Genomic DNA, 24,051 nt, shown 5'->3' with positions numbered 1-24,051 from the left:
GCATCGTTTTCTTTCGTCTTTCATTTCTTCTTTCATTCATCTCCCATGAAAACCCTCCGCCTCAAGCCGGGCAAGGAGCGCTCGCTCCAACGCCGCCATCCCTGGGTCTTCGAATCCGCCATTGCGCGCGGCGGCGCGGACTCGGGGGAAACGGTGCGCGTGGAGTCGCACGACGGCCACTTTCTCGCGTGGGCGGCTTTCGGCCCCACCTCCAAGATCCGGGCGCGGGCCTGGAGCTTTGACGAGAAGCAGCGCATCGACGCTGCTTTTTTTTCCACGGTCTGCGCGCGCGCGGTGCATGCGCGCGGCCTGTTCGACCTGCAGAGCGACGGCGTGCGGCTGGTGCACGGCGAGGCCGATGGCCTGCCGGGGCTGATCGTCGACCGCTACGGCGACACGCTGGTGGCGCAGTTTTTGTCGGCTGGCGTGGAGCGCTGGAAAGACGTGCTGGCCGATGCGCTGCTCAAGGCCACGGGGCTCACCAGACTGTATGAACGCTCCGACGCCAGCGGCCGCGAGCGCGAGGGCCTGAAGCCCGTCACGGGCTGGCTGCGCGGCGAGGGCCCCACCCAGATCACCATCCGCGAGCACGGCTGGCAGCTGTCGCTGGACATCGCCACCGGCCACAAGACCGGCTTCTACCTCGACCAGCGCGACAGCCGCCAGCGCTTTGCCGAGCTGGCGCAGCACCGGCGCTTTCGGCGCGTGCTCAACTGCTTCTGCTACACGGGCGGCTTCACCGTGGCGGCGCTCGCGGGCCTGAAGGCGGCCGGGGCGCTCGAGGGCGCCTCGCTGGTGTCGGTCGACTCGTCGCAGCCCGCGCTCGAACGGGCGCGCGCGCACCTGGCGCTCAACGGCTTCGAAGGGCAGGGCATTGCCACGGAGTTTCTCGACGCCAACGTGAACACGGTGCTGCGCGAGTTCATCGACCAGGGCCGCACCTTCGACGCCATCGTGCTCGACCCGCCGAAGTTCGCGCCCACGGTGGCGCACGCCGAGCGCGCGGCGCGTGCCTATAAAGACATCAACCGCCTGGCGCTCAAGCTGCTGGAGCCGGGCGGCGTGCTGCTGACCTTTTCCTGCTCGGGCGGCATCAGCGCCGACCTGTTCCACAAGATCGTGGCCTCGGCCGGGCTCGACGCGGGCGTGGACGGTTACATCGCCGAACGCCTGGGCGCCTCGCCCGACCACCCGATGACCATCGAGTTTCCGGAAGGGGAGTACCTGAAGGGGCTGGTGGTGGTGAGAAAGCCCCTGTGAACGAGGGCTTGACCCCGTCGGCAACGCAACTCAGTGGCATTGGCTAAACTGCCCGCCAATCCCCCGCCTTTTTCTGTTTTCCGTTTCCGGAGCACTTTTCCATGGCCCTCATTCCCGCGACCATCCTGACCGGCTTTCTCGGCTCGGGCAAAACCACGCTGCTCAAGCGCATCCTGACCGAGGCCCATGGCCAGAAGATCGCGGTCATCGAGAACGAGTTCGGCGAGGAGAACATCGACAGCGACATCCTCGTGACCGAGTCGAAGGAGCAGATCGTGCAGATGAGCAATGGCTGCGTCTGCTGCACCATCCGCGAAGACCTGCGCGAGGCGCTGCAGCTGCTGGCCGCGAAGAAGCGCCAGGGCCTGCTCGACTTCGACCGCGTGGTGATCGAGACCACCGGCCTGGCCGACCCCGGCCCGGTGGCGCAGACCTTCTTCATGGACGACGAGATCGCCGAGAGTTACCTGCTCGACTCGATCCTCACGCTGGTCGACGCCAAGCACGCGCCGCAACAGCTCAACGACCGCCAGGAAGCGCGTCGCCAGGTGGGCTTCGCCGACCAGATCTTCATCAGCAAGAGCGAGCTGGTGTCGGCCGAAGAGACCGATGCGCTCATTCACCGCCTGAAGCACATGAACCCGCGCGCGCCGCAGCAGAAGGCGCATTTCGGCGACGTGCCGCTGAAGGACATCTTCGACCTGCGCGGCTTCAACCTGAACGCCAAGCTGGACATCGACCCCGACTTCCTCAAGGAAGACGACCACGACCATCACGACCATGACCACGCGCATGGCGAGGCGTGCGACCACCCCTCGCACAAGCACGAGGGCCACGGCCACCATCACCACACGGACGACGACGTGAAGAGCTTCGTCTACAAGGCCGACCGCGCCTTCGACCCGGCCAAGCTGGAAGACTTCCTGGGCGCCATCGTGAACATCTACGGCCCGCGCATGCTGCGCTACAAGGGCGTGCTGAACATGAAGGGCACCGAGCGCAAGGTGATTTTCCAGGGCGTGCACCAGCTGATGGGCAGCGACCTGGGCCCGGAGTGGGGCAAGGACGAGGCGCGCCAGAGCCGCATGGTGTTCATCGGCATCGAGCTGCCGCGCGAGATCCTGGAGCAGGGGCTGGAGCAGTGCCTGGTCTGAACACGTTCGCCTGAGCTGACGAAATAAAAACGGCGCTGGCCTTGCGGTCAGCGCCGTTTTTCATGGGGCGGGCCGTGCTTACTTGCCGAAATTCCCCATCGGCTTGCCCAGGAGCTTGAGCTGGCCTTCGCTGAACTCGACCTGGCTGACCAGATCGTCGCCCGTGCGCTTCACGTAGCCGTTGGCTTCGCCCTGTTCGATCAGGCCGGCGAGCATTTCAGGCGGCGGCGTGCGGCCGCTCTCGGCGCCGGTTTCGGCCAGCTTCTCGATCCACTTCACGGGCAGGCGCGCGTTGGCCTTGAGCACGCCGCGCTTGAGCACCAGCGCGTTGCCGGGCAACTGCAGGTCTTCGTCGGTCACGCCGGCGAGGGCCACCGAGTAGCTGAGCTCGGCGCTGTGGCCGCCGATCTCGACGAGCATGCGGTCCAGGCCGGCTTCGGGGCTGTGCTTGGCCATGGCCTTGAGGTCGGGCGCGAGCTGTTCGATGAGCGCCTGCATCGCGTCCTTCTGGGCCTTGCTGCGCTGGCCGCAGCCGGCACCGGCGGTCGATTGCAGCCAGGCGTCGGCCAGCTTCTTGTAGCCGGCCGCCTGGATGCGGCGTGCGCTGCTGGCGATCTCGAACTTGTCGATGGCGGTCTCGTTGACCTTGCCCTTGCCCTTGAAGGCGCCTTCGGAGGCGTACAGGCCGTCCTTGATGGTGGCTTCGCCGGTCAGGTCGATGCTTTGCAGCAGCACCTTGATCGCCTTGGCGGGGGCGGCCTCGGTGCCCGCGCCCAGGCCCAGTCCCTTGGGCGCGTTCAACTCGAAGCTGTCGAGGCGGCCTTCGGACTTGCCGGTGGCGAGCATCCAGCCGGCGCTGCCGTCCATGTCGGCCTTGGCGGTGAACTTGCCCATCTTCAGCTGCACGCCCTTGGAGGCGGTGCTGACGTCCAGGCCCGGCATCGTCATGTCATAGCGCACGTGGGTGCGGGCCGCGTTCATGTCCAGGCGGGCCTGCGCGCCTTGCCAGGCGAACTCGCCCTTGCCTTCTTCGGCCAGCTTGGCGGGCGCGACAGTGAAGTCGCTGGTGAAGCCGCCGCCGAAGCCGACCTTGGTGCGCGCGGTCAGCGGCTTGGCCTTGCCGAACAGCTTCTCGGCCTCGGCCTGCGCCTTGGCGTCGAGCACCAGTTCGCTGTCGATGACGGCCGCGGCCAGCGTGGCGCCGGCGATCGGGCCGTGGCGGATGGTGTCGCGGATGGTGATGCGCACGGGCTTGGGCGGGGTGGCCGCGGCGTCGCTGTCGTCTCCGGCGGGTTCTTCTTCGTCGCCTTCGGTCGCGGCCTCGGCGACATCGGTCGTGGCGGCGGCCGGCGCGGCGGCGGGTGCCGACGCGGCAGGGGCGGTGGCGGCTTCGGCTTCGGCCGGGCAACCCAGTTCGAGCGTCACGGTGCTCACGGCGCCGAAGAAGTTGCGCTCGTAGCTGCGCTCGATCACGCGCACCAGCGCGGTCTGCTTGGGCAGTTCGCCCAGGGCGACGTCGTAGCTCGATTTGATTTGCGTGCCGGCCCACCAGGTGCTGCCGCCGTAGGCGACGGCGATGGCCGCGGCCAGGACTCCCAATACTGCTTTTTTGCTCAAGATTATTTTCCGATCGGTTGTTTGAAGGGCCGCCGCGGTGTCTCCCCGACCCGCGGCGTGCCTGCGCCACCCCCTGTGATGGCGCCGGGCGATGCTAACGGAGCAGGGCAGTGCGTCACCCGATGGCCTTGCGTTTCGAGTTCTCTATACAATCGCGCGCCTGTTCCGGGAGCCATGCTTCGTCCACAGGGGCGAGATATGACTTACGGCACGGGGCGCCAAGGGTTTTTGGCGGGCTTTCGGGGGTATAACCCCGGGGTTCACCACTTGAGGACGCCCCCGACAACGTGAGCCGACGCGGCCTGACACCCGCAACGGTTCCCTTGGGAGGAGACACCCAGTGAAAGCGCGTTCCAGTTCGTACAAGGAGCCAGTCACCGTGAAGAAACCCGCCGCCAAGGCCACGCCAGCCACCAAGCCCGCCGCAAAGAAGGCGACGGCTGTGAAGGCTGTACCCGCGACGAAGAAGGTTTCTGCCACCGCTGCTGCTGCCTCTGCCGCGAAAGAGAAAAGCGCTGCCAAGAAGCCTGCGGCAACCCCGGCCAAGACCGGGACCGCGGCTGCCAAGAAGTCCGCCAAGCCCGCAACCAAGTCCGCGGGCGCGGCGCCTACGTCATCCCAACCGGTCGGCCGTCCAGCGGCCGCCCTTTCTGCTCCCCCGACCCCCATGAAAAAAACGGCTGCCGCCTCTTCTTCCGCCCCGGCGACACCCTCGATCCCCGCTACGCCCGCTCCCGCTGCGCGTGGTGGCCGCGTGTCCCGGCTGTCGCAACTGACCGTGCCCTCGATGCCGCAATCCGTGGCTTCGACCGCCGCCAAATCCAGCTTCTCGCAGGCGCCTTCCACCGCGCTGGTGCCGCCGCCGCCCCTGGCCGTCAAGAAAGACCCGAAGCTGGCCAACAACTGGAAGACCAAGACGCCCGCCGAGCTGAGCGACGCCGAGGTCATCGCGATGCCCGACGACGAGTACATGAACGACAAGCAGATGGCGTTCTTCCGCCTGAAGCTCGAAGAGCTCAAGCGCGGCATCCTCGAGAACGCCGGTGAAACCACCGAGCACCTGCGCGAAGACACCGTGGTCGTGCCCGACCCGGCCGACCGCGCCACCATCGAGGAAGAGCACGCGCTCGAACTGCGCACGCGCGACCGCGAGCGCAAGCTGCTCAAGAAGATCGAGCAGTCGATCCAGCGCATCGACGCCGGCGACTACGGCTACTGCGACGAGACCGGCGAGCCCATCGGCGTCGGCCGCCTGCTGGCCCGCCCGACCGCCACGCTCTCGCTCGAAGCGCAGCAGCGCCGCGAGCTGAAGCAGAAAATGTTCGGGGATTGAACGGCTGCACGGTAGAACGGAACCCGCGCTTTCGATAACCTTCTCTGAATGCCAAAGGAAGAGTCAGGCCGCCTTTTCTCGAAGGTGGCCAAGTTCGTTCGAAATCCCCTGAAAGACTGGTCGGAGCTGGACACGCCGTCCTCCGACTCGTCGCTGCCCGAGCAGACCTACAGCCGCGAGATGCTGAAGGAAATGATCGAGCGGCGCCAGCGCAACGACTTCGTGCGCCGCCGCGAGTTCGACATGCTGCGCAAGCTGCGTCAGCGCGAGGCGGCGGCCCATGCCTTCGAGGCAACGGTCACGCCGTCGTCGTTCAACCTCAATAGCACCTCCGAAAAATCCGAAGGCCGCGCACTCACGCTCAAGAAGATCGACGAGATCGAAGAGCAGATGTCGCAGCAGTGGTGGAAGGGCCGCGGGCCGAACGGCGAGACGCTGGTCAATCCGCCGCCCGACGCGGGCGCTGAAACGCTGCCGCCGGTCGACAGCGGCGGCGACCAGCTGCCTGTCGGGCAGGGCGCACCGGCCGCTTCCGAACCCGTGGCCGCAGCGCCGGCGGTTGCCGTCGCCGCTCCCTCGCCGCAGCCGTCCCGGCTCGCGCACGACGGCGCGCTCGAAGAGGCGGTGATCCGCTTCGCGCACGGCGACGACACTGGCGCCGAGGCCATCCTGCTGCAGGCGCTGGCCGCCGAAAGTGCGTTCTCCGCCGACGACGCCACCGCAGCCGTCACGCTGGAGCGCGACGACGCCCGCTGGCGCGCGCTGTTCGACCTGTACCGCGCCACCGGCGACGCCGCCAAGTTCGCGGCCGCCCGCATGCGCTACGCGCAGCGCATGAAGCGCATGGGGCCCGACTGGGTCTCGCTCGACGAACTCGCGCGCAGCGTGAAGGCCGTCACCGCCAGCGAAGACGCCGAAGCGGCCTCCGACACCACCGGCGCCGCCGACTGGGCCAGCCCCGCGCACCTGACGCGCGAGGGGCTCATGGCGCTCACGCGCGCGCTCTCGCAGGCCGGCATGGTCTGGACGCTCGACTGGCGCGCGCTCACCGAGATCGATCCGCCGGCCGCCGCGCCGCTGCGCATCCTGTTCGCGCACTGGTCCGATTCGCCGGTGCAGCTGCGCTTCTTCGGCGCCTCGCAGCTCATGGCCGTGCTGGCCGCGGCCACGCCCAACAACGAGCGCCATCCCGACGACGCCTGGTGGCAGCTGCGCCTCGCAGCGCTGCGCATGATGCACCTGCCTGACGACTTCGAGCTGGTGGCGCTCAACTACTGCATCACCTACGAGGTGTCGCCGCCGTCCTGGCAGGACCCGAAGGGCGAGTGCACCTCGCTGGCCGCGCCGCCGGCGAGTCGGCCGAGCTCGGTGTGGTCGCTGCTGTCGGTCGGGGGCGATTCCGAGAGCTTCCCGTCCACCGACAGCGGCTTTGCCGCGCTGGCGGGCGACCTGCGCGGCGACTCGCTGTCGTGCTGGCAGCGCCTGGACCACGACCTGCGCCACACGACGGCACCGGTCATCTCGTGCGCGGCCCTGCTGCGCATGGACCTGACGGCGGCCGGCACGCTGCTGAGCTGGGTCCGCGAGCGCGATGCGAACGGCGAGCGGGTGCAGTTCGTCGACGCCCACCGGCTGATTGCCGCGCTGTTCGGGCTGATCGGCATCACCGACCACGCCACGGTCGCGGTCCGCAAGAACTGACCCCGTAACAGGGGTTCCACGGCCCCTGCGGGGCCGTGTTTTCCGCCAGCAGTTTGTCCGACCGCAAGGGTTGCATTGGCGGGGCCCATCCCCAGATGGCTGCGATGGAACAGTTTCACGGCACCACCATCGTGAGCGTGCGCCGCAAGACCCCCCAAGGCGATCAGGTCGCCATCGGCGGGGACGGGCAGGTCACTCTCGGCAACATCGTCATCAAGGGCACGGCGCGCAAGGTGCGGCGGCTCTATCACGGCAAGGTCCTGGCGGGTTTCGCCGGTGCCACGGCCGATGCCTTCACGCTCTTCGAGCGCTTCGAGGCCAAGCTCGAGAAGCACCAGGGCCACCTGACCCGCGCGGCGGTCGAGCTCACCAAGGACTGGCGCACCGACCGCGTGCTGCGCAAGCTCGAAGCCATGCTGGCCGTGGCCGACGCCACGACTTCGCTCATCATCACCGGCAATGGCGACGTGTTGGAGCCTGAAGACGGCGTGATCGCCATCGGTTCGGGCGGTGCCTACGCCCAGTCGGCGGCCAAGGCGCTGATCGACAACACCGACCTTTCGGCCGAGCAGATCGTGCGCAAATCGCTGGCGATCGCCGGAGAAATCTGCATTTACACGAACATGAACCACACGGTGGAAGCGCTCTGACCATGTCCATGACCCCCCAGGAAATCGTCTCCGAGCTGGACAACCACATCGTCGGCCAGCCCGCCGCCAAGCGCGCCGTGGCCATCGCGCTGCGCAACCGCTGGCGCCGCCAGAAGGTCGACGAGAAGCTGCGCCACGAGATCACGCCCAAGAACATCCTCATGATCGGCCCGACGGGCGTCGGCAAGACCGAAATCGCCCGCCGCCTGGCCCGCCTGGCCGACGCGCCGTTCATCAAGGTCGAGGCCACCAAGTTCACCGAGGTGGGCTACGTGGGCAAGGACGTCGACTCCATCATTCGCGACCTCGCCGAGATCGCCGTCAAGCAGACGCGCGAATCCGAAAGCGTGAAGGTGCGCGCCCGCGCCGAAGACGCGGCCGAGGAGCGCATCCTCGATGCGCTGCTGCCTCCGGCGCGTGGCGTCGATGGCGCCGCCCCCGCACTCGACAGCCCCAACCCGACGCGCCAGGCCTTCCGCAAGAAGCTGCGCGAGCACCAGCTCGACGACAAGGAGATCGAACTCGACCTCGCCGAAACCCGCGCGCCGCTGGAGATCATGGGCCCGGCCGGCATGGAGGAAATGACCGAGCAACTGCGCGGCATGTTCGGCCAGCTCGGCGGCGGCAAGCGCAAGACGCGCAAGCTCAAGATCGCCGAGGCGATGCGCCTGCTGATCGACGAAGAGGCTGCCAAGCTGGTCAACGAGGACGAGATCCGCGCGCAGGCCATTGCCAATGCCGAGCAGAACGGCATCGTGTTCATCGACGAGATCGACAAGGTCGCCACGCGCAGCGAAGCGCAGGGCTCCGACGTCTCGCGCCAGGGCGTGCAGCGCGACCTGCTGCCGCTCGTGGAGGGCACGGCCGTGTCGACCAAGTACGGCGTGGTGCGCACCGACCACATGCTGTTCATCGCGAGCGGCGCCTTCCACCTGAGCAAGCCGAGCGACCTCATTCCCGAGCTGCAGGGGCGCTTTCCAATCCGCGTCGAGCTGCAATCGCTCTCGGTGTCGGACTTCGAGAGCATCCTCACGCAGACACGCGCGTCGCTCGTGAAGCAGTACCAGGCGCTGCTGGCCACCGAAGGCGTGACGCTCGATTTCGCGCCCGACGGCATCACGCGGCTGGCGGCCATCGCCTTCGAGGTGAACGAGCGCACCGAGAACATCGGCGCGCGCCGTTTGTCGACCGTGATGGAGCGCCTGCTCGATGAGGTAAGCTTCGATGCCACCCGCATCGAGGGCCAGACGGTCCGCATCGATGCCGCTTATGTCGACGAGCGCCTCGCGGCACTAAGTCACGACGAAGACCTTTCGCGCTTCATCCTCTGAAGCCGCCTCCCTCGGCCCCTGTAACGGGGTTGTCCTTCACGCATCACTTTCACTGCGTGAGCTAAGTACTTCATTTTCAACACAATTCGCCGATTTCCAGGTTTGGAAATCGGCGCTAAGTCGTTGATTCCATTACAAAAAATACCCCCGAGCCCCAGTTGCGTCGCAAGTGTTTCCTGCTACAGTGGAAAAAAGTGCAGTTAAGTGGGAAAAAGTGCGGGCAACGCCCCTTCCGGGTGTCGCGGCACCTCCCACCACAGGGGTTTCGTGGTCGTGTTTCAAGGCGCTTCATCGCTCAGTCTGGATGCCAAGGGGCGGCTCTCCGTGCCGACCCGGCATCGCGACGTCCTGAGCGCCACGGCAGGCGGCCAGCTCACGATCACCAAGCATCCGCACGGATGCCTGATGGTGTTCCCCCGTCCCGAATGGGAAAAATTCCGCGAACGCATTGCTGCGCTGCCGATGTCGGCGCAGTGGTGGAAGCGCGTCTTCCTCGGTAACGCGATGGACGTCGAGATGGACGGCACCGGCCGCGTGCTGGTGTCGCCCGAGCTGCGCGCCGCCACCGGCATCAACCGCGAGACGCTGCTGCTGGGCATGGGCAACCACTTCGAACTCTGGGACAAGGCGACGTACGAGGCCAAGGAGGCCGAGGCCACCCAGGGCGAGATGCCGGATGTGTTTCAGGACTTCGCGTTCTGAGGAGCCCCGTGAACACCCCCCTGACCCACACGACCGTCTTGTTGAACGAGGCGGTGGAAGCCCTTCTTTCCGGCAGCGCGGCAGCCACGGGCACGTACGTGGACGCCACCTTCGGCCGCGGAGGACATGCGCGCGCCATCCTCGCGCGGCTGGCGCCGGAAGGCAGGCTCATCGCATTCGACAAGGATGCAGAAGCGGTGGCCGAAGCAGCGCGCATCTCGGATGCGCGTTTTTCTATCCGCCACCAGGGATTCCGCTCGCTGGGCGAATTGCCCGATGCCAGCGTCAACGGCTTGCTGATGGACCTGGGCGTGAGTTCGCCGCAGATCGACAACCCGGTGCGCGGTTTCAGTTTCCGTTTCGACGGTCCGCTCGACATGCGCATGGACACCACGCGCGGCGAGAGCGTGGCCGAATGGCTGGCAACGGCCGAACTTCAACAAATTGCAGAGGTGATCCGTGACTATGGCGAAGAACGGTTTGCTGTTCAGATTGCAAAGGCGATTGTTGCTCGCAGACAAGAACGGGGCGCAATTTCAACCACCACCGAACTGGCCGAGCTCGTGGCTGGCACGGTCAAAACCCGCGAGCAGGGCCAGAACCCTGCAACGCGCACATTTCAGGCTTTTCGGATTTTCATCAACGCCGAGCTTGAGGAGCTGCAACAAGCGCTAGAGGCCAGCCTGTCGGTGCTCGCGCCCGGCGGCCGCCTCGCGGTGATCAGCTTCCATTCGCTCGAAGACCGCATCGTCAAGCAGTTCATCGCCAAGCACTCGAAGGAGGTCTACGACCGCCGCGCGCCCTTCGCCGCGCCCAAGGTGATGAAGCTGCACGCGCTCGAGCGCATCAAGCCGTCCGAAGAAGAGGTGCGCGGCAACCCGCGCTCGCGCAGCGCCATCCTCCGGGTGGCCGAACGCACGGAGGCCGGGTAGCCATGGCGCGCATCAACCTGCTTCTTCTGCTGGCCGTCATTGCGACGGCTTTGTACCTTGTGCACACCCAGTACCAGTCGCGCCAGCTCTACACGGAGTTCGACCGCGCGCTGCAGGAGACGCGCAAGCTCGAAACCGAGCATGACCGCCTGCAGGTCGAGAAGCGCGCCCAGGCCACGCCGCTGCGCGTGGAGAAGCTGGCCAAGGAACAGCTGCAGATGCGCACGGCCTCGCCGGCCATCACGCAGTACGTGCGCCCCGACGGCTCGGTGATCCCGGCCGTCGCGCCGCTGCCGCCCACCACGCCGCCCAAGCCCGGCACCACCGCGAGGCCCGCCCGATGAGCCGCGGCAACCGCAGCGTGCGCTACACCACCAGCCCCTTGCTCGCGAGCAAGACGCCGGTGTGGCGCAGCAAGTTCATCGTCGCCGGCATCGCCTTCGGCTTCGTCATGCTGGCGGGGCGGGCTGCGTACGTGCAGGTCTTCAACAACAGCTTCTTCCAGCGCCAGGGCGAAGTGCGCTTTGCGCGCACGCTGGAGCTGCCGGCCAACCGCGGGCGCATCCTCGATCGCAACGGGCTCATCCTGGCGTCCAGCGTGGTGGCGCCCAGCATCTGGGCCATTCCCGAAGACGTGGAGCGCGACGACCCCGAGGTGCGCGCCAAGCTCAAGCAGGTGGCCAAGCTGCTCGGCATGCCGCAGAAGGACTTCGACAAGAAGCTCGAAGACGAAGACAAGACCTTCGTCTGGATCAAGCGCCAGGTCGACGAGCCCATCGCCAAGCAGATCGCGGCGCTCAACCTCAAGGGCATCTACCAGCGCAAGGAATACAAGCGCCAGTACCCCGAGGGCGAGGCGGCCGCGCACGTGGTGGGCTTCACCAACGTGGAAGACAACGGTCAGGAAGGCATCGAGCTGGCGTTCAACAAGGAACTGGCCGGCAAGGCCGGTTCGCGCCGCGTCATCAAGGACCGGCTGGGCCGCGTGGTCGAGGGCGTGGGCGAGCAGGTGCCGCCGGTCGAGGGCCGCGACATCCAGCTCAGCGTCGACAGCAAGGTGCAGTTCTTCGCCTACCAGAAGCTGCGCGACGCAGTGACGGCGCGCCGTGCCAAGGCCGGCAGCGTGGTGGTGCTCGACAGCACCACCGGCGAGGTGCTGGCGCTGGCCAACTACCCGAGCTACGTGCCCGACAAGCGCCAGAACCTCACCGGCGAGCAGCTGCGCAACCGCGCGCTCACCGACACCTTCGAGCCCGGCTCGACCATGAAGCCCATCACCGTGGCGATGGCGCTGGAGGCCGGCCGCGTCAAGCCCTCGACCATCATCGACACCGCGCCCGGGCGCTACCAGCTGGGCGGCTTCACCATCAGCGACACCCACAACTACGGGGCGCTGACGGTGGAGGGCGTGATCCAGAAGTCGAGCAACGTGGGCGCGCTCAAGATCGCCCAGAAGATGACGCCCCACGAGATGTGGGACACCTACACCGCGCTGGGCTACGGCCAGAAGCCGCAGATTCAGTTCCCCGGCGCCGTGACGGGCCGGCTGCGTCCGTGGAAGACCTGGAAGCCGGTCGAGCAGGCCACCATGGCCTACGGCTACGGCCTGTCGGCCTCGCTGTTCCAGATGGCGCATTCGTACACCTCGTTCGCGCACGACGGCTCCATCATTCCGGTCACCATCCTGAAGAACACCGAGCCGCCGGTCGGCGTGCGGGTGTTCTCGCCCTCCAACGCGCTCGCGGTGCGCAAGATGCTGCAGATGGCCGCAGGCCCCGGCGGCACCGGCACGCGCGCGCAAACGGTGGGCTACTCGGTCGGCGGCAAGTCGGGCACGGCCCACAAGCAGGTCGGCAAGGGCTACGCCAGCAACAAGTACCGTGCCTGGTTCACCGGCATGGCGCCCATCGAGAAGCCGCGCATCATCGTCGCGGTGATGATCGACGAGCCGACCGACGGCCAGTATTTCGGCGGCCTCGCCGCGGCGCCGGTGTTCAGCGAAGTCGTGCAGCAGACCCTGCGCATGATGAACGTCCCGCCCGATCTGGCGGTCAAACCCCTCGTGCAGACGCAAGACGTCCCCGAGAGCTTCTGACATGCTGACACTCACTTCCCCCACCACCGCCGCGTTCTGGCTGAAAGAGCGCGTGCAGGGCGCGCTGCAGGCCGACAGCCGCGCGGTCGGCCCGGGCGATGCCTTCATCGCCTGGCCCGGCGCCGCCACCGACGGCCGCCAGCACGTGGCGGCCGCACTGGCGCAGGGCGCCGTGGCCTGCCTGGTCGAGCACGAGGGCGTGGACGCCTTCGGCTTCGACGGCGACGAACGCATCGTGAGCTACCCCGGCCTGAAGGCCGCCACCGGCCCGATCGCCGCCGCCTTCTACGACAACCCTTCGGCCCAGCTCGACCTGCTGGCCGTGACCGGCACCAACGGCAAGACCTCCACCGCGTGGTGGCTGGCCGAATCGCTGTCCACGCTGCGCGCGGCCGGCGGCGTGCGCGCCATGCGCCCCGACGGCACCACCGAGCGCGGCGCCCCGTCGCCCTGCGCCGTGGTCGGCACGCTGGGCATCGGCGTGCCACCCGAGCTCACCTACACCGGCCTGACCACGCCCGATCCCGTGATGCTGCAGCGCGCGCTGCGCGACTTCGTCACCGAAGGCTTCGGCGCCTGCGCGATCGAGGCTTCGTCGATCGGCATCGCCGAGCGCCGGCTCGACGGTTGCCGCATCGCGGTCGCCGTGTTCACCAATTTCACGCAGGACCACCTCGACTACCACGGCAGCATGGACGCCTACTGGCAGGCCAAGGCCGAGCTGTTCCGCTGGCCCGGCCTGCGCGCCGCGGTGATCAACATCGACGACATGCACGGCGCGAGCCTGTGCGCCAACCTGCTGGACGCCGGCATCGGCGCGCTCGACGTCTGGACCGTCTCGGCCGGCGGCAAGCCCGCGCGGCTCGTGGCGCGCGACATCGGCTACGACGCGCAGGGCCTGCAGTTCACCGTGGCCGAGCACGGCAGCACGGCGCCGGCCGAACGGCTCGCGACCGGGCTCATCGGCCAGTACAACGTCGCCAACCTGCTCGGCGTGCTCGGCACCCTGCGCGCGCTGGGCCTCACGCTCGCGCAGGCCGTGGCGGCCTGCGCCCACCTCAGCAGCGTGCCGGGCCGCATGGACCGCGTGCAGCCGACCGAGGGCGCGCCGCTGGCCGTGGTCGACTACGCCCACACGCCCGACGCGCTCGACAAGGCCCTCGCCGGCCTGCGCCCGTTGGCCAGGCAACGCGGCGGCGCGCTGTGGTGCGTGTTCGGCTGCGGCGGCAACCGCGACCCGATCAAGCGCCCGCTGATGGCGGCCGTCGCCGAACGGCAGGCCGACCATGTCGTGCTCACCAGCGACAACCCGCGCAACGAGAACCCCGACGCGATCATCAGCCAGGCGCTGCGCGGCTTCACGCGCGTCGAGGCGGCCCGCGTGCAGGTCGACCGTGCGCGCGCCATCGCCGAAACCATCGCCCAGGCCGCACCGCAAGACGTGGTGCTGATCGCCGGCAAGGGCCACGAAGAGTGGCAGGAGATCGCGGGCCAGCGCCTGCCGTTCTCCGACAAGACCCACGCGCTCGACGCGCTCGCAGAGCGGGGTGCCGCATGACCGCCATGGCCACGCCCGTCTCTACGCCGCTCAACCTCACGCTGGCGCAGGCGCAGCAATGGGTGCCGGGGTCGCGCCTCGTGGGCGACCCGGCCACCGTGATCGCCCGCGTCCACACCGACACCCGCACCCTGGCCGCCGGCGACCTGTTCGTCGCGCTCAAGGGCGAGCGTTTCGATGCCAACGATTTCCTGGCCGACGCCAAGAAGCAGGGCGCAGTGGCCGCCATTGCGCACGGCGGCCTCGAAGCCGCGGGGCTCGCCGGCCTCGAGGTGCCCGATTCGCTCATCGCGCTCGGTGCGCTGGGCGCCGGCTGGCGCGCGCAGTTCAACCTGCCGCTGATCGCCGTCACCGGCAGCAACGGCAAGACCACGGTCACGCAGATGATCGCGTCCGTGCTCGCCGCCTTCCGCGCCGACCGCGCACTGGCCACGGCCGGCAACTTCAACAACGAGATCGGCGTGCCGCTCACGCTGATGCGCCTGCGCGCGCAGCACCAGCTGGCGGTGCTCGAGCTGGGCATGAACCACCCTGGCGAGATCGCGCGGCTGGCCGCCATGTCGCGCCCGACCATCGCGCTGGTCAACAACGCGCAGCGCGAGCACCAGGAGTTCATGGCCAGCGTCGAGGCGGTCGCCATCGAGAACGCCGCCGTGTTCGCCGAACTGCCCGACGACGGCACGGCCGTGTTCCCCTACGGCGACACCTTCACCTCGCTGTGGACCGACCTGGCGCGCCAGAGCGGCTCGCGCCGCTGCCTGACCTTCGGCGAGCACGCCGACGCCGACATCGCGCTCGACAGCGCCGAATGGCAGCAGGGCGCCTGGCGCGTGCGCGTGCGCACGCCGCTGGGTGCCTTCGACGCGCGCCTGCACATCGCGGGCCGCCACAACGTGGGCAACGCGCTCGCCGCCACCGCCTGCGCGCTGGCCGCCGGCGTGTCGCTCGACACCATCGCCGCGGGCCTGTCGGCCTTCGAGCCGGTCAAGGGCCGTTCGCGCGCCAGCGAGGTCGTGCTGCCCGGCGGGCACGCGCTCACGCTGGTCGACGACAGCTACAACGCCAACCCCGACTCCGTGATTGCCGCCATCGACGTGCTCACCGGCCTGCCCGCGCCGCGCCTGCTGGTGCTCGGCGAAATGGGCGAGGTCGGCGACCGCTCGCCGGAATTCCACGCCGAGGTCGGCGCCTGGGCGCGCCAGCGCGGGCTCGACGCCGTCTACACGCTGGGCGGCGAGACCGTGCATGCGGCGACGGCTTTCAACAACAACGATGGTGTCGATGGACGCCATTTCGACGATTTCGACACGCTCCGCGCGGCCGTGCTCGCCCGCCTGCCGCAGCTGGGCAGCGTGCTGGTCAAGGGGTCGCGCTTCATGAAGATGGAGCGCGTGGTGCAGGCGATCGAAGCACAACAACAAAAGGAGGCCGGTCATGACGCATGAGCCGCGCAACACACCATGCTGATGTCCCTGGCCCAATGGCTGCAGACGCTGTCGCCCGAGTTCGGGTTCTTGCGCGTTTTCAACTACCTCACGTTCCGCGCCCTGATGGCCGCGCTGACCGCGCTCGTCGTCGGCCTGGTGGCCGGCCCGTACGTCATTCGTCGCCTCGCCGCGCTCAAGATCGGCCAGCCGATCCGCGGCTACGGCATGGAAACGCACCTGACCAAGAGCGGCACGCCCACCATGGGCGGCGTGCTGGTGCTGTTCGCTATCGCCTTCGCCACCTTGCTGTGGTTCGACCTCTCGAACCGCTTCGTGTGGATCGTGCTGTGGGTCACGATGGGCTTCGGCGCCATCGGCTGGGTGGACGACTGGCGCAAGGTGGTGCGCAAGGACCCCGAAGGCATGCGCTCGCGCGAAAAGTACTTCTGGCAATCGCTGGTCGGCCTGCTCGCCGGCTTCTACCTGCTGTTCAGCATTTCCGAGAGCTCCAACTGGCGCGTGCTCGAGCTGTTCTACGCCTGGGTGCGCTCGGGCTTCGACCTCGACTTTCCGCCCAAGATCAACCTGCTGGTGCCTTTCTTCAAGGAAGTGAGCTACCCGCTGGGCGGCATCGGCTTCGTGATCCTCACCTACCTGGTGATCGTGGGCGCGAGCAATGCCGTGAACCTCACGGACGGCCTCGACGGCCTGGCGATCATGCCGGTGGTGATGGTGGGCTCGGCGCTGGGCGTGTTCGCCTACGTCACGGGCAGCGCGGTGTACTCCAAGTACCTGCTGTTCCCCAACATCCCGGGCTCGGGCGAGCTGCTGGTGTTCTGCTCGGCCATGGCCGGCGCGGGCCTCGCGTTCCTCTGGTTCAACACCCATCCGGCGCAGGTCTTCATGGGCGACGTGGGCGCGCTGGCGCTGGGCGGCGCGCTGGGCACCATCGCGGTCATCGTGCGCCAGGAGATCGTGTTCTTCATCATGGGCGGCATCTTCGTGGTCGAGGCGATCTCGGTGATGGCGCAGGTCATGTACTTCAAGTACACGAAGAAGCGTTATGGCGAAGGCCGGCGCGTGCTCAAGATGGCGCCGCTGCACCACCACTTCGAGAAGAGCGGCTGGCGCGAGACGCAGGTCGTCGTGCGCTTCTGGATCATCACGATGCTGCTGTGCCTCATCGGCCTGTCGACGCTGAAGCTGCGGTAACAACACAACCATGCGGTACCTGAAAGACCTCCCCGTTCTCATCCTCGGCCTCGGCGCGTCCGGGCTGGCGATGGCGCGCTGGTGCGCGCGCCACGGCGCGGTCGTGACCGTGGCCGACACGCGCGAGGCGCCCGCCTCGCTCGCGACGCTGCAGGCCGAGCTGCCCGACGCCACCTTCATCGGCGGGCCGTTCACGGCCGCGCTGGTCGAAGGCACGCCGATCCGCGCCGTGTACCGCTCGCCGGGCCTGTCGCCCGCGACGCTGGCGCCAGTCGTCGACGCCGCCAAGGCCGTGGGCCTCGTGGTCGGCGGCGAGCTGGACCTGTTCGCGCGCGCGCTGCTCGACCTGCGGACGGTCGAGGTGCCGGTGGTGGAAGTCGAGGCTGAAGTGCCGGTCGAAACCGCCGTGGTCGAGCCTGTCGTTGAAACGCCGGCCCAGGCCGAGCTGGCCCTGAGCGAAGAGGTTCCTGTGGCGGGGGCTGCGGTGGTCGAGACGCCGGAAGTGCCTGCGCCGGAGGCTGCTGCGGTTGTCGAAGGCGAAGCCGAAGCGGCTGCGCCTGTTGAAGCAACTGACGTTGTTGCACTCACTGACGCTGTGGCTCCTGAGCCGACGGCAGAGCCGACCGAAGCCGCACTGCCGGTCGATGCGACTGCCGCAGAAGCCGAACCCGTCGCTCCCGTCGAACCGACCGAAGCCGCTGAAGTCACACCGCCCGCCATGGCCGAAGCCATGCCGCGCGATGCATCGCTGAGCGTGCCGGTGACGCCGCCCGCCGAAGACGTCGTCGCCGAAGGCGCCACGACGGAAGACGCAGCCACGGAAAACGGCGCAGCACCAGCCGCCGCCGAAACGCCCGCCGTGTCGCCCGCACCCGCCGCCACCGTCTCCCGGCTCCCGACCCCCGGCAAGCCCTACGTGCCCACCGCGGCGCGCGAGGCCGCCGAGTTCGTCGCCAAGATCGCCGAGCTGTCCGCCACCAACCCGGCGTCGGCCGCGGTCGAGGAAGAGGCCACGCCGCAGCTCGAACTCGTACCCGAACCCGAGCCCGAAGCGCCCAAGGGCTACACGCCCGCCGTGCTCGCCATCACCGGCACCAACGGCAAGACCACCGTCACCTCGCTCACCGGCCAGCTGGTCGAGCGCGCGGGCAAGACCGTGGCCGTGGCCGGCAACATCGGCCCGACGCTGCTCGACACGCTGGCGGGGCACCTCGACGCCGGCACGCTGCCCGACGTGTGGGTGCTCGAACTCTCGAGCTTCCAACTCGACGGCGTGCAGGGCTTCGAGCCCACGGCCGCGACCGTGCTCAACCTCACGCAGGATCACCTCGACTGGCATGGCGACATGCCGGCCTACGCGGCCGCGAAGGCGCGCATCTTCGGCGCCAAGGGCCTGATGATCCTCAACCGCGACGACGCCGGCGTGATGGCCATGCTGCCGCCGCCGGTCAAGGTGCGGCTGCAGCGTCCGCAGATCCGCACGCATGTCACCTTCGGCGGCGCGATGCCGCTGCGCCCCGGCGACTACGGCATCGAGCGCATCAACGGCGTGGCCTGGCTGGTGCGCGCGTTGGAAGCCGACGAAACGCAGAAGCGCAAGCGCGGCGCGGTGGTGGAAGAAGAGCTCTTCTTCCAGCGCCTCATGCCCGCCGACGCGCTGCGCATCCGCGGCCGCCACAACGCGATGAACGCGCTGGCCGCGCTCGCGCTCGCCAGTGCCGCCGACTGCCCGCTGGGCCCGATGCTCTACGGCCTGCGCGAGTACCGCGGCGAGCCGCACCGCGTCGAGCCGATCGCCATCGTGGACGAGGTCGAATTCTTCGACGACAGCAAGGGCACCAACGTCGGCGCTACCGTGGCCGCACTGAGCGGCCTCGGCGAGGAGCGCCGCGTGGTCGTGATCCTCGGCGGCGAAGGCAAGGGCCAGGACTTCGAGCCGCTGGCCGACCCCGTGCGCCAGTACGCGCGCGCCGTCGTGCTCATCGGCCGCGACGCCCCGCTGATCGAGGCCGCGCTGGCTTCCACCGGCGTCTCGCTGAAGCACGCGGGCTCGATGGAAGAGGCCGTGAAGCTCGCCGCCGCGCGCGCCCACCCCGGCGATGCCGTGCTGCTGTCACCGGCCTGTGCGAGCTTCGACATGTTCAAGGACTACGCGCACCGCGCCGAGGTGTTCTGCGAGGCCGTGGAGGCTTACGCCGACAGCCCGCGCGAGGCCGTGGGTGGCGACGACGCGGTGGTGTCGTACGTGCCCAGCGCGTCGCTGTCCACCACCGGATCGATGGAGGACCCGATTTGAACTCCGCAGCCGCAGGCCAGGAAACCAGCACCGGCAGCCGTTTCGGCGGCTGGTTCCGGCGCGCCCGCAGCGGCATGGATTCGCTGCCCGTGCACCTGCCTGTGCGGCTGGGCGGCGCCGGCGTCGCGCAGACCAAGGCCACGCCGATGCGCGTGCTGGGCTTCGACCAGGCGCTGGTCTGGGTCACGGTCGCGCTGATGACCTGGGGCCTGATCATGGTGTATTCGGCCTCGATCGCGCTGCCCGACAACCCGCGCTTCGCACGCGCCGGCTACAGCGCCTCGTACTTCCTCACGCGGCATGCGGCGTCGCTGGTCATCGCTTTCATCGCCGCGCTGCTGACCTTCCAGGTCCCGATGAAGACCTGGGAGCGCGCCGCGCCCTGGCTCTTCGTGGCTTCGCTGCTGCTGCTGGTGGCGGTGCTCATTCCGCACATCGGCATCAACGTGAACGGCGCGCGCCGCTGGCTGCCGATGGGCTTCATGCGCTTCCAGCCGTCGGAGCTGGCCAAGTTCGCGATGGTGCTCTATGCCGCCAGCTACATGGTGCGCAAGATGGAGATCAAGGAGCGGTTCTTCCGCGCCGTGCTGCCGATGGGCATCGCGGTGGTGGTGGTCGGCATGCTGGTGATGGCCGAGCCCGACATGGGCGCTTTCATGGTGATCGCCGTGATCGCCATGGGCATCCTGTTTTTGGGCGGCGTGAACGCGCGCATGTTCTTCGTGATCGCGACGCTGGTGGTGGTGGCCTTCGGCTCCATCGTGGCGAGCAGCCCGTGGCGCCGCGAGCGCATCTTTGCGTACCTCGATCCGTGGAGCGAAGAGCACGCGCTGGGCAAGGGCTACCAGCTGTCGCACTCGCTGATCGCCATCGGGCGCGGCGAGGTCTTCGGCGTGGGCCTGGGCGGCAGCGTCGAGAAGCTGCACTGGCTGCCCGAGGCGCACACCGACTTCCTGCTGGCGGTGATCGGCGAAGAGTTCGGCCTCATCGGCGTGCTGCTGATCATCGGCCTGTTCCTGTGGCTCACGCGCCGCATCATGCACATCGGCCGCCAGGCGATCGCGCTGGACCGCGTGTTCTCGGGCCTCGTGGCCCAGGGCGTGGGCGTGTGGATCGGCTTCCAGGCCTTCATCAACATGGGCGTGAACCTGGGCGCACTGCCGACCAAGGGCCTGACCTTGCCGCTGATGAGCTTCGGTGGCTCGGCGATCTTGATGAACCTCGTGGCGCTCGCCGTCGTGCTGCGCATCGACTACGAGAACCGCGTGCTCATGCGGGGAGGTCGCGTATGACCGGCCGTACGGCACTCGTCATGGCAGGCGGCACGGGCGGCCACATCTTCCCGGGCCTGGCCGTGGCCGAGGCCCTGCGGGAGCGCGGCTGGCGTGTGCACTGGCTGGGCGCGCCCGGCAGCATGGAAGAAAAACTCGTGCCCCCGCGCGGCTTCGCCTTCGAGCCGGTGCAGTTCGGCGGGGTGCGCGGCAAGGGTCCGCTCACGCTGTTCCTGTTGCCGCTGAAGCTGCTGCGCGCCTTCTGGCAGAGCCTGGCCGTGGTGCGCCGCGTGAAGCCCGACGTGCTCGTGGGCCTGGGCGGCTACATCACTTTCCCGGGCGGGATGATGGGCGTGCTCATGGGCAAGCCGCTGGTGCTGCACGAGCAGAACTCGGTCGCCGGCCTCGCCAACAAGGTGCTGGCGGGCGTGGCCGACCGCGTGTTCACGGCCTTCCCGAACGTGCTGAAGAAGGCGCAGTGGGTGGGCAATCCGCTGCGCGCGGCGTTCACGTCGCAGCCCGATCCGGCCACGCGCTTCGCGGGCCGTACGGGACCGCTCAAATTGCTGGTGGTCGGCGGCAGCCTGGGCGCGCGTGCGCTCAACACCGTCGTGCCGCAGGCGCTGGCGCGCATCGCGCCCGCCGAACGCCCGCAGGTGCTGCACCAGAGCGGCGCCAAGCAGATCGACGAGCTGCGCGCCAACTATGCGGCGGCCGGCGTCGAGGGCGAACTCACGCCCTTCATCGACGACACCGCGCAGGCGTACGCCGAGGCCGACCTCATCGTCGCGCGCGCCGGCGCCAGCACCGTCACCGAAATCGCGGCCGTCGGCGCAGCAGCGCTGTTCGTGCCTTTCCCCTCGGCGGTCGACGACCACCAGACCACCAACGCGCGCTTCCTCGTGGACGCGGGCGGCGGCTGGCTGGTGCAACAGACCGACCTCACCCCTGAATTGCTGGCTGATTTGCTACAGAAAACCGAACGCGCGACCTTGATCGACAAGGCCACCAAGGCCAAGACCCTGCAGAAGACCGAAGCAGTGGACGCGGTTGTCCGCGCCTGCGAGGAGCTTGCGAAATGAAGCACGCGATCCGTCACATCCACTTCGTCGGCGTCGGCGGCTCGGGCATGAGCGGCATTGCCGAGGTGCTGCTGAACCTGGGCTACAAGATCACCGGCTCCGACCTGTCCGACAGCGCCACGCTGCGCCGCCTCGCGGGCCTGGGCATCGGCACCTTCGTGGGCCATGCCGCCGCGCACATCGACGGCGCCGACGCGGTCGTCACCTCCACCGCCGTGCAGTCGGACAACCCCGAGGTGCTGGCCGCGCGCGAAAAGCGCATTCCCGTCGTGCCGCGCGCGCTCATGCTCGCCGAGCTGATGCGCCTGAAGCAGGGCATCGCCATCGCCGGCACGCACGGCAAGACCACCACCACCAGCCTGGCCGCCAGCGTGCTCGAGGCCGCCGGGCTCGACCCGACCTTCGTGATCGGCGGGCGCCTGAACAGCGCCGGCGCCAACGCGCAGCTGGGCAGCGGCGACTACATCGTGGTCGAGGCCGACGAGTCGGACGCCTCGTTCCTGAACCTGCTGCCCGTGATGGCGGTGGTCACGAACATCGACGCCGACCACATGGAGACCTACGGGCACGACTTTGCGAAGCTGAAGAAGGCCTTCGTCGATTTCCTGCACCGCATGCCGTTCTACGGCGTGGCCATCCTGTGCACCGACGATCCGGCGGTGCGCGAGATCGTGGCCGACGTGACCTGCCCGGTCACCAGCTACGGCTTCGGCGAGGACGCCCAGGTGCGCGCCATCGACGTGCGCGCCGTCGGCGGCCAGATGCATTTCACCGCGCAGCGCCGCAACGGCGTGACGCTGCCCGACCTGCCCATCGTGCTGAACCTGCCGGGCGAGCACAACGTGCGCAACGCGCTGTCGGTGATCGCCATGGCGGTCGAGCTCGGCATTGCCGACGAAGCGGTGCAGCGCGGCCTCGCCGGCTTCAAGGGCGTGGGCCGCCGCTTCCAGAGCTACGGCGACGTGGCCGTGCCGAACGACACGGCAGGCGGGCGCTTCACCGTCATCGACGACTACGGCCACCACCCGGTCGAGATGGCGGCCACCATCGCGGCCGCGCGCGGCGCCTTCCCGGGGCGCCGGCTGGTGCTGGCCTTCCAGCCGCACCGCTACACCCGCACGCGCGACTGCTTCGAGGACTTCGTGAAGATCATCGGCACGGCCGATTCGGTCTTGCTGGGCGAGGTCTATGCCGCGGGCGAGGCGCCCATCGTGGCCGCCGACGGCCGCACGCTGGCGCGCGCGCTGCGCGTGGCCGGCAAGGTCGAGCCGGTGTTCGTGGACGACATCGTCGCCATGCCGCAGGCCATCCTGGACAACGCCCGCGCGGGCGACGTGGTGCTGTGCATGGGCGCAGGCTCCATCGGCGCGGTGCCGGGCAAGGTGGTCGAACTCGGCACGCCGCCCGCACCCTCATCAACAACTTCAGAGCGCACTGCGCGCAAGGGGAGGGCCGCGTGAGCCTTCAGGATCCACAACTTTTCGGCAAGGTCGCCGTGCTGTTCGGCGGCAGTTCCGCCGAACGCGAGGTGTCGCTGATGTCCGGTGCCGGCGTGCTACAGGCCCTGCGTTCGCGCGGCGTCGACGCGCATGCCTTCGACCCGTCGGAGCGCGAGTTGACCGACCTCAAGCGCGAAGGCTTCGCGCGCTGCTTCGTCGCGCTGCATGGCCGCCACGGCGAAGACGGCACGGTGCAGGGCGCGCTCGAGCTGCTCGGCATTCCCTACACCGGCTCGGGCGTGATGGCCTCGAGCGTGGCCATGGACAAGGTCATGACCAAGCGCATCTGGCAGGCCGACGGCCTGCCCACGCCCAAGTACGTGCGCCTGGCCTTCGACCAGCAAAGCCGCGAGCAGATCATGGTGGTGCCCGACGTGCTGGGCCTGCCGCTGATCGTGAAGCCGCCGCGCGAGGGCTCGTCCATCGGCGTGACCAAGGTCGAGGGCTACTCGCAGATGCAGGATGCGGTCGCGCTGTCGGCCAAGTTCGACGCCGACGTGCTGTGCGAGGAGTTCATCGACGGCGAGGAAGTCACCTGCGCCGTGCTCGGCCAGGGGCTCGATGCACGCGCGCTGCCGGTGGTGCGCATCGCCGCGCCCGAGGGCGCCTACGACTACCAGAACAAGTACTTCACCGACGACGTGAAGTACCAGTGCCCGAGCGGCCTGCCCGAAGCCGAGGAACGCGAGATCCAGCGCATCACGCTGGCGGCGTACCACACGCTCGGCTGCCGCGGCTGGGGCCGCGCCGACGTGATGATCCGCGCCAGCGACCGCAAGCCCTTCCTGCTCGAGATGAACACCTCGCCCGGCATGACCAGCCATTCGCTGGTGCCGATGTCGGCGCGCGCGGCGGGCATTCCCTACGAAGAGCTGTGCGTGCGCGTGCTCGCGTCCGCATCGCTGGATGCCAAGGGAGGCGCGAACTAAGC

Annotated in this window: 19 protein-coding genes; 18 read left to right on the top strand and 1 reads right to left on the bottom strand. The window is 68.6% G+C overall.

Translation table 11 applies throughout. The features are described 5' to 3' along the window. Positions 1-45 precede the first annotated feature (45 nt). Together AC07O4_RS23630 and AC07O4_RS23625 are read left to right on the top strand one after the other, a co-directional pair. Complete coding sequence (locus tag AC07O4_RS23630) at positions 46-1,260, top strand: class I SAM-dependent rRNA methyltransferase (protein ID WP_489059351.1); 1,215 nt, start codon at positions 46-48, stop codon at positions 1,258-1,260. A 101-nt stretch (positions 1,261-1,361) separates the two neighbouring features. Continuing rightward, positions 1,362-2,414 (top strand): CobW family GTP-binding protein, encoded by a 1,053-nt coding sequence (locus tag AC07O4_RS23625; protein ID WP_062474247.1) that lies wholly within the window; start codon positions 1,362-1,364, stop codon positions 2,412-2,414. 78 nt (positions 2,415-2,492) lie between these two features. Here AC07O4_RS23625 and AC07O4_RS23620 read toward each other — a convergent pair whose 3' ends face one another. Then, a complete protein-coding gene (locus AC07O4_RS23620; RefSeq protein WP_495305815.1) occupies positions 2,493-4,031 on the bottom strand; it encodes a YdgA family protein in 1,539 nt (512 codons plus the stop codon). Between the two features lie 442 nt (positions 4,032-4,473). Here AC07O4_RS23620 and dksA point away from each other — a divergent pair, with 442 nt between their 5' ends. The 16 genes from dksA (at position 4,474) to AC07O4_RS23540 (ending at position 24,049) form a co-directional block, all read left to right on the top strand. Continuing rightward, positions 4,474-5,364 carry an RNA polymerase-binding protein DksA gene (gene dksA, locus AC07O4_RS23615; RefSeq protein WP_409574652.1) on the top strand — a complete coding sequence of 297 codons (891 nt, stop codon included), beginning with the start codon at positions 4,474-4,476 and terminating at the stop codon, positions 5,362-5,364. A gap of 48 nt (positions 5,365-5,412) precedes the next feature. After that, entirely contained in the window at positions 5,413-7,065 is a 1,653-nt protein-coding gene (locus AC07O4_RS23610) for an STAS domain-containing protein (protein WP_495305814.1), read from the top strand. Positions 7,066-7,169: 104 nt separating this feature from the next. After that, positions 7,170-7,715: an ATP-dependent protease subunit HslV gene (gene hslV / locus AC07O4_RS23605; RefSeq protein WP_042578379.1), complete on the top strand. Its 546-nt coding sequence runs from the start codon at positions 7,170-7,172 to the stop codon at positions 7,713-7,715. 2 nt (positions 7,716-7,717) lie between these two features. Then, positions 7,718-9,046, top strand: a complete 1,329-nt coding sequence (gene hslU, locus AC07O4_RS23600) for an ATP-dependent protease ATPase subunit HslU (RefSeq protein ID WP_495305813.1) — start codon at positions 7,718-7,720, stop codon at positions 9,044-9,046. A gap of 273 nt (positions 9,047-9,319) precedes the next feature. Beyond that, a complete protein-coding gene (mraZ, locus tag AC07O4_RS23595; protein ID WP_056576192.1) occupies positions 9,320-9,748 on the top strand; it encodes a division/cell wall cluster transcriptional repressor MraZ in 429 nt (142 codons plus the stop codon). Positions 9,749-9,756: 8 nt separating this feature from the next. After that, positions 9,757-10,680 (top strand): 16S rRNA (cytosine(1402)-N(4))-methyltransferase RsmH, encoded by a 924-nt coding sequence (gene rsmH / locus AC07O4_RS23590; protein ID WP_062474238.1) that lies wholly within the window; start codon positions 9,757-9,759, stop codon positions 10,678-10,680. Positions 10,681-10,682: 2 nt separating this feature from the next. Next, positions 10,683-11,024 (top strand): cell division protein FtsL, encoded by a 342-nt coding sequence (gene ftsL, locus AC07O4_RS23585; RefSeq protein ID WP_062474236.1) that lies wholly within the window; start codon positions 10,683-10,685, stop codon positions 11,022-11,024. Then, a complete protein-coding gene (locus tag AC07O4_RS23580) occupies positions 11,021-12,775 on the top strand; it encodes a peptidoglycan D,D-transpeptidase FtsI family protein (protein ID WP_062474234.1) in 1,755 nt (584 codons plus the stop codon). The genes ftsL and AC07O4_RS23580 overlap by 4 nt, the downstream gene beginning before the upstream one ends. 1 nt (position 12,776) lies before the next feature. Next, complete coding sequence (locus tag AC07O4_RS23575; RefSeq protein ID WP_495305812.1) at positions 12,777-14,333, top strand: UDP-N-acetylmuramoyl-L-alanyl-D-glutamate--2,6-diaminopimelate ligase; 1,557 nt, start codon at positions 12,777-12,779, stop codon at positions 14,331-14,333. Positions 14,334-14,338: 5 nt separating this feature from the next. Then, a complete protein-coding gene (locus AC07O4_RS23570) occupies positions 14,339-15,778 on the top strand; it encodes a UDP-N-acetylmuramoyl-tripeptide--D-alanyl-D-alanine ligase (RefSeq protein WP_495305849.1) in 1,440 nt (479 codons plus the stop codon). Positions 15,779-15,793: 15 nt separating this feature from the next. After that, positions 15,794-16,972, top strand: a complete 1,179-nt coding sequence (gene mraY / locus AC07O4_RS23565; protein WP_070060130.1) for a phospho-N-acetylmuramoyl-pentapeptide-transferase — start codon at positions 15,794-15,796, stop codon at positions 16,970-16,972. 10 nt (positions 16,973-16,982) lie between these two features. Then, positions 16,983-19,268 (top strand): UDP-N-acetylmuramoyl-L-alanine--D-glutamate ligase, encoded by a 2,286-nt coding sequence (gene murD / locus AC07O4_RS23560; protein WP_495305811.1) that lies wholly within the window; start codon positions 16,983-16,985, stop codon positions 19,266-19,268. Continuing rightward, on the top strand, positions 19,265-20,560 hold the full coding sequence (gene ftsW / locus AC07O4_RS23555) for a putative lipid II flippase FtsW (RefSeq protein WP_062474228.1): 1,296 nt from the start codon (positions 19,265-19,267) through the stop codon (positions 20,558-20,560). Before murD ends, ftsW begins: the two co-directional genes overlap by 4 nt. Beyond that, a complete protein-coding gene (gene murG / locus AC07O4_RS23550; protein ID WP_495305810.1) occupies positions 20,557-21,621 on the top strand; it encodes an undecaprenyldiphospho-muramoylpentapeptide beta-N-acetylglucosaminyltransferase in 1,065 nt (354 codons plus the stop codon). The genes ftsW and murG overlap by 4 nt, the downstream gene beginning before the upstream one ends. Next, positions 21,618-23,081, top strand: a complete 1,464-nt coding sequence (gene murC, locus AC07O4_RS23545) for a UDP-N-acetylmuramate--L-alanine ligase (protein ID WP_159278558.1) — start codon at positions 21,618-21,620, stop codon at positions 23,079-23,081. Before murG ends, murC begins: the two co-directional genes overlap by 4 nt. Beyond that, positions 23,078-24,049, top strand: coding sequence for a D-alanine--D-alanine ligase (locus AC07O4_RS23540; RefSeq protein WP_062474222.1), 972 nt, complete (start codon positions 23,078-23,080; stop codon positions 24,047-24,049). Before murC ends, AC07O4_RS23540 begins: the two co-directional genes overlap by 4 nt. Positions 24,050-24,051: the final 2 nt, after the last annotated feature.

It is taken from the genome of Variovorax sp. GW821-FHT09D04, assembly GCF_059416405.1.
The sequence above is the reverse complement of the archived record's forward strand: the minus strand, read 5'-3'. Positions and strand labels throughout refer to the sequence as shown.

Coding starts and splice junctions, on each gene's coding strand:
- AC07O4_RS23630 (WP_489059351.1), top strand. CDS start 46: ATGAAAACCCTCCGCCTCAAGCCGGGCAAGGAGCGCTCGCTCCAACGC.
- AC07O4_RS23625 (WP_062474247.1), top strand. CDS start 1,362: ATGGCCCTCATTCCCGCGACCATCCTGACCGGCTTTCTCGGCTCGGGC.
- AC07O4_RS23610 (WP_495305814.1), top strand. CDS start 5,413: ATGCCAAAGGAAGAGTCAGGCCGCCTTTTCTCGAAGGTGGCCAAGTTC.
- hslV (WP_042578379.1), top strand. CDS start 7,170: ATGGAACAGTTTCACGGCACCACCATCGTGAGCGTGCGCCGCAAGACC.
- hslU (WP_495305813.1), top strand. CDS start 7,718: ATGTCCATGACCCCCCAGGAAATCGTCTCCGAGCTGGACAACCACATC.
- ftsL (WP_062474236.1), top strand. CDS start 10,683: ATGGCGCGCATCAACCTGCTTCTTCTGCTGGCCGTCATTGCGACGGCT.
- AC07O4_RS23580 (WP_062474234.1), top strand. CDS start 11,021: ATGAGCCGCGGCAACCGCAGCGTGCGCTACACCACCAGCCCCTTGCTC.
- AC07O4_RS23575 (WP_495305812.1), top strand. CDS start 12,777: ATGCTGACACTCACTTCCCCCACCACCGCCGCGTTCTGGCTGAAAGAG.
- AC07O4_RS23570 (WP_495305849.1), top strand. CDS start 14,339: ATGGCCACGCCCGTCTCTACGCCGCTCAACCTCACGCTGGCGCAGGCG.
- mraY (WP_070060130.1), top strand. CDS start 15,794: ATGCTGATGTCCCTGGCCCAATGGCTGCAGACGCTGTCGCCCGAGTTC.
- murD (WP_495305811.1), top strand. CDS start 16,983: ATGCGGTACCTGAAAGACCTCCCCGTTCTCATCCTCGGCCTCGGCGCG.
- murG (WP_495305810.1), top strand. CDS start 20,557: ATGACCGGCCGTACGGCACTCGTCATGGCAGGCGGCACGGGCGGCCAC.
- murC (WP_159278558.1), top strand. CDS start 21,618: ATGAAGCACGCGATCCGTCACATCCACTTCGTCGGCGTCGGCGGCTCG.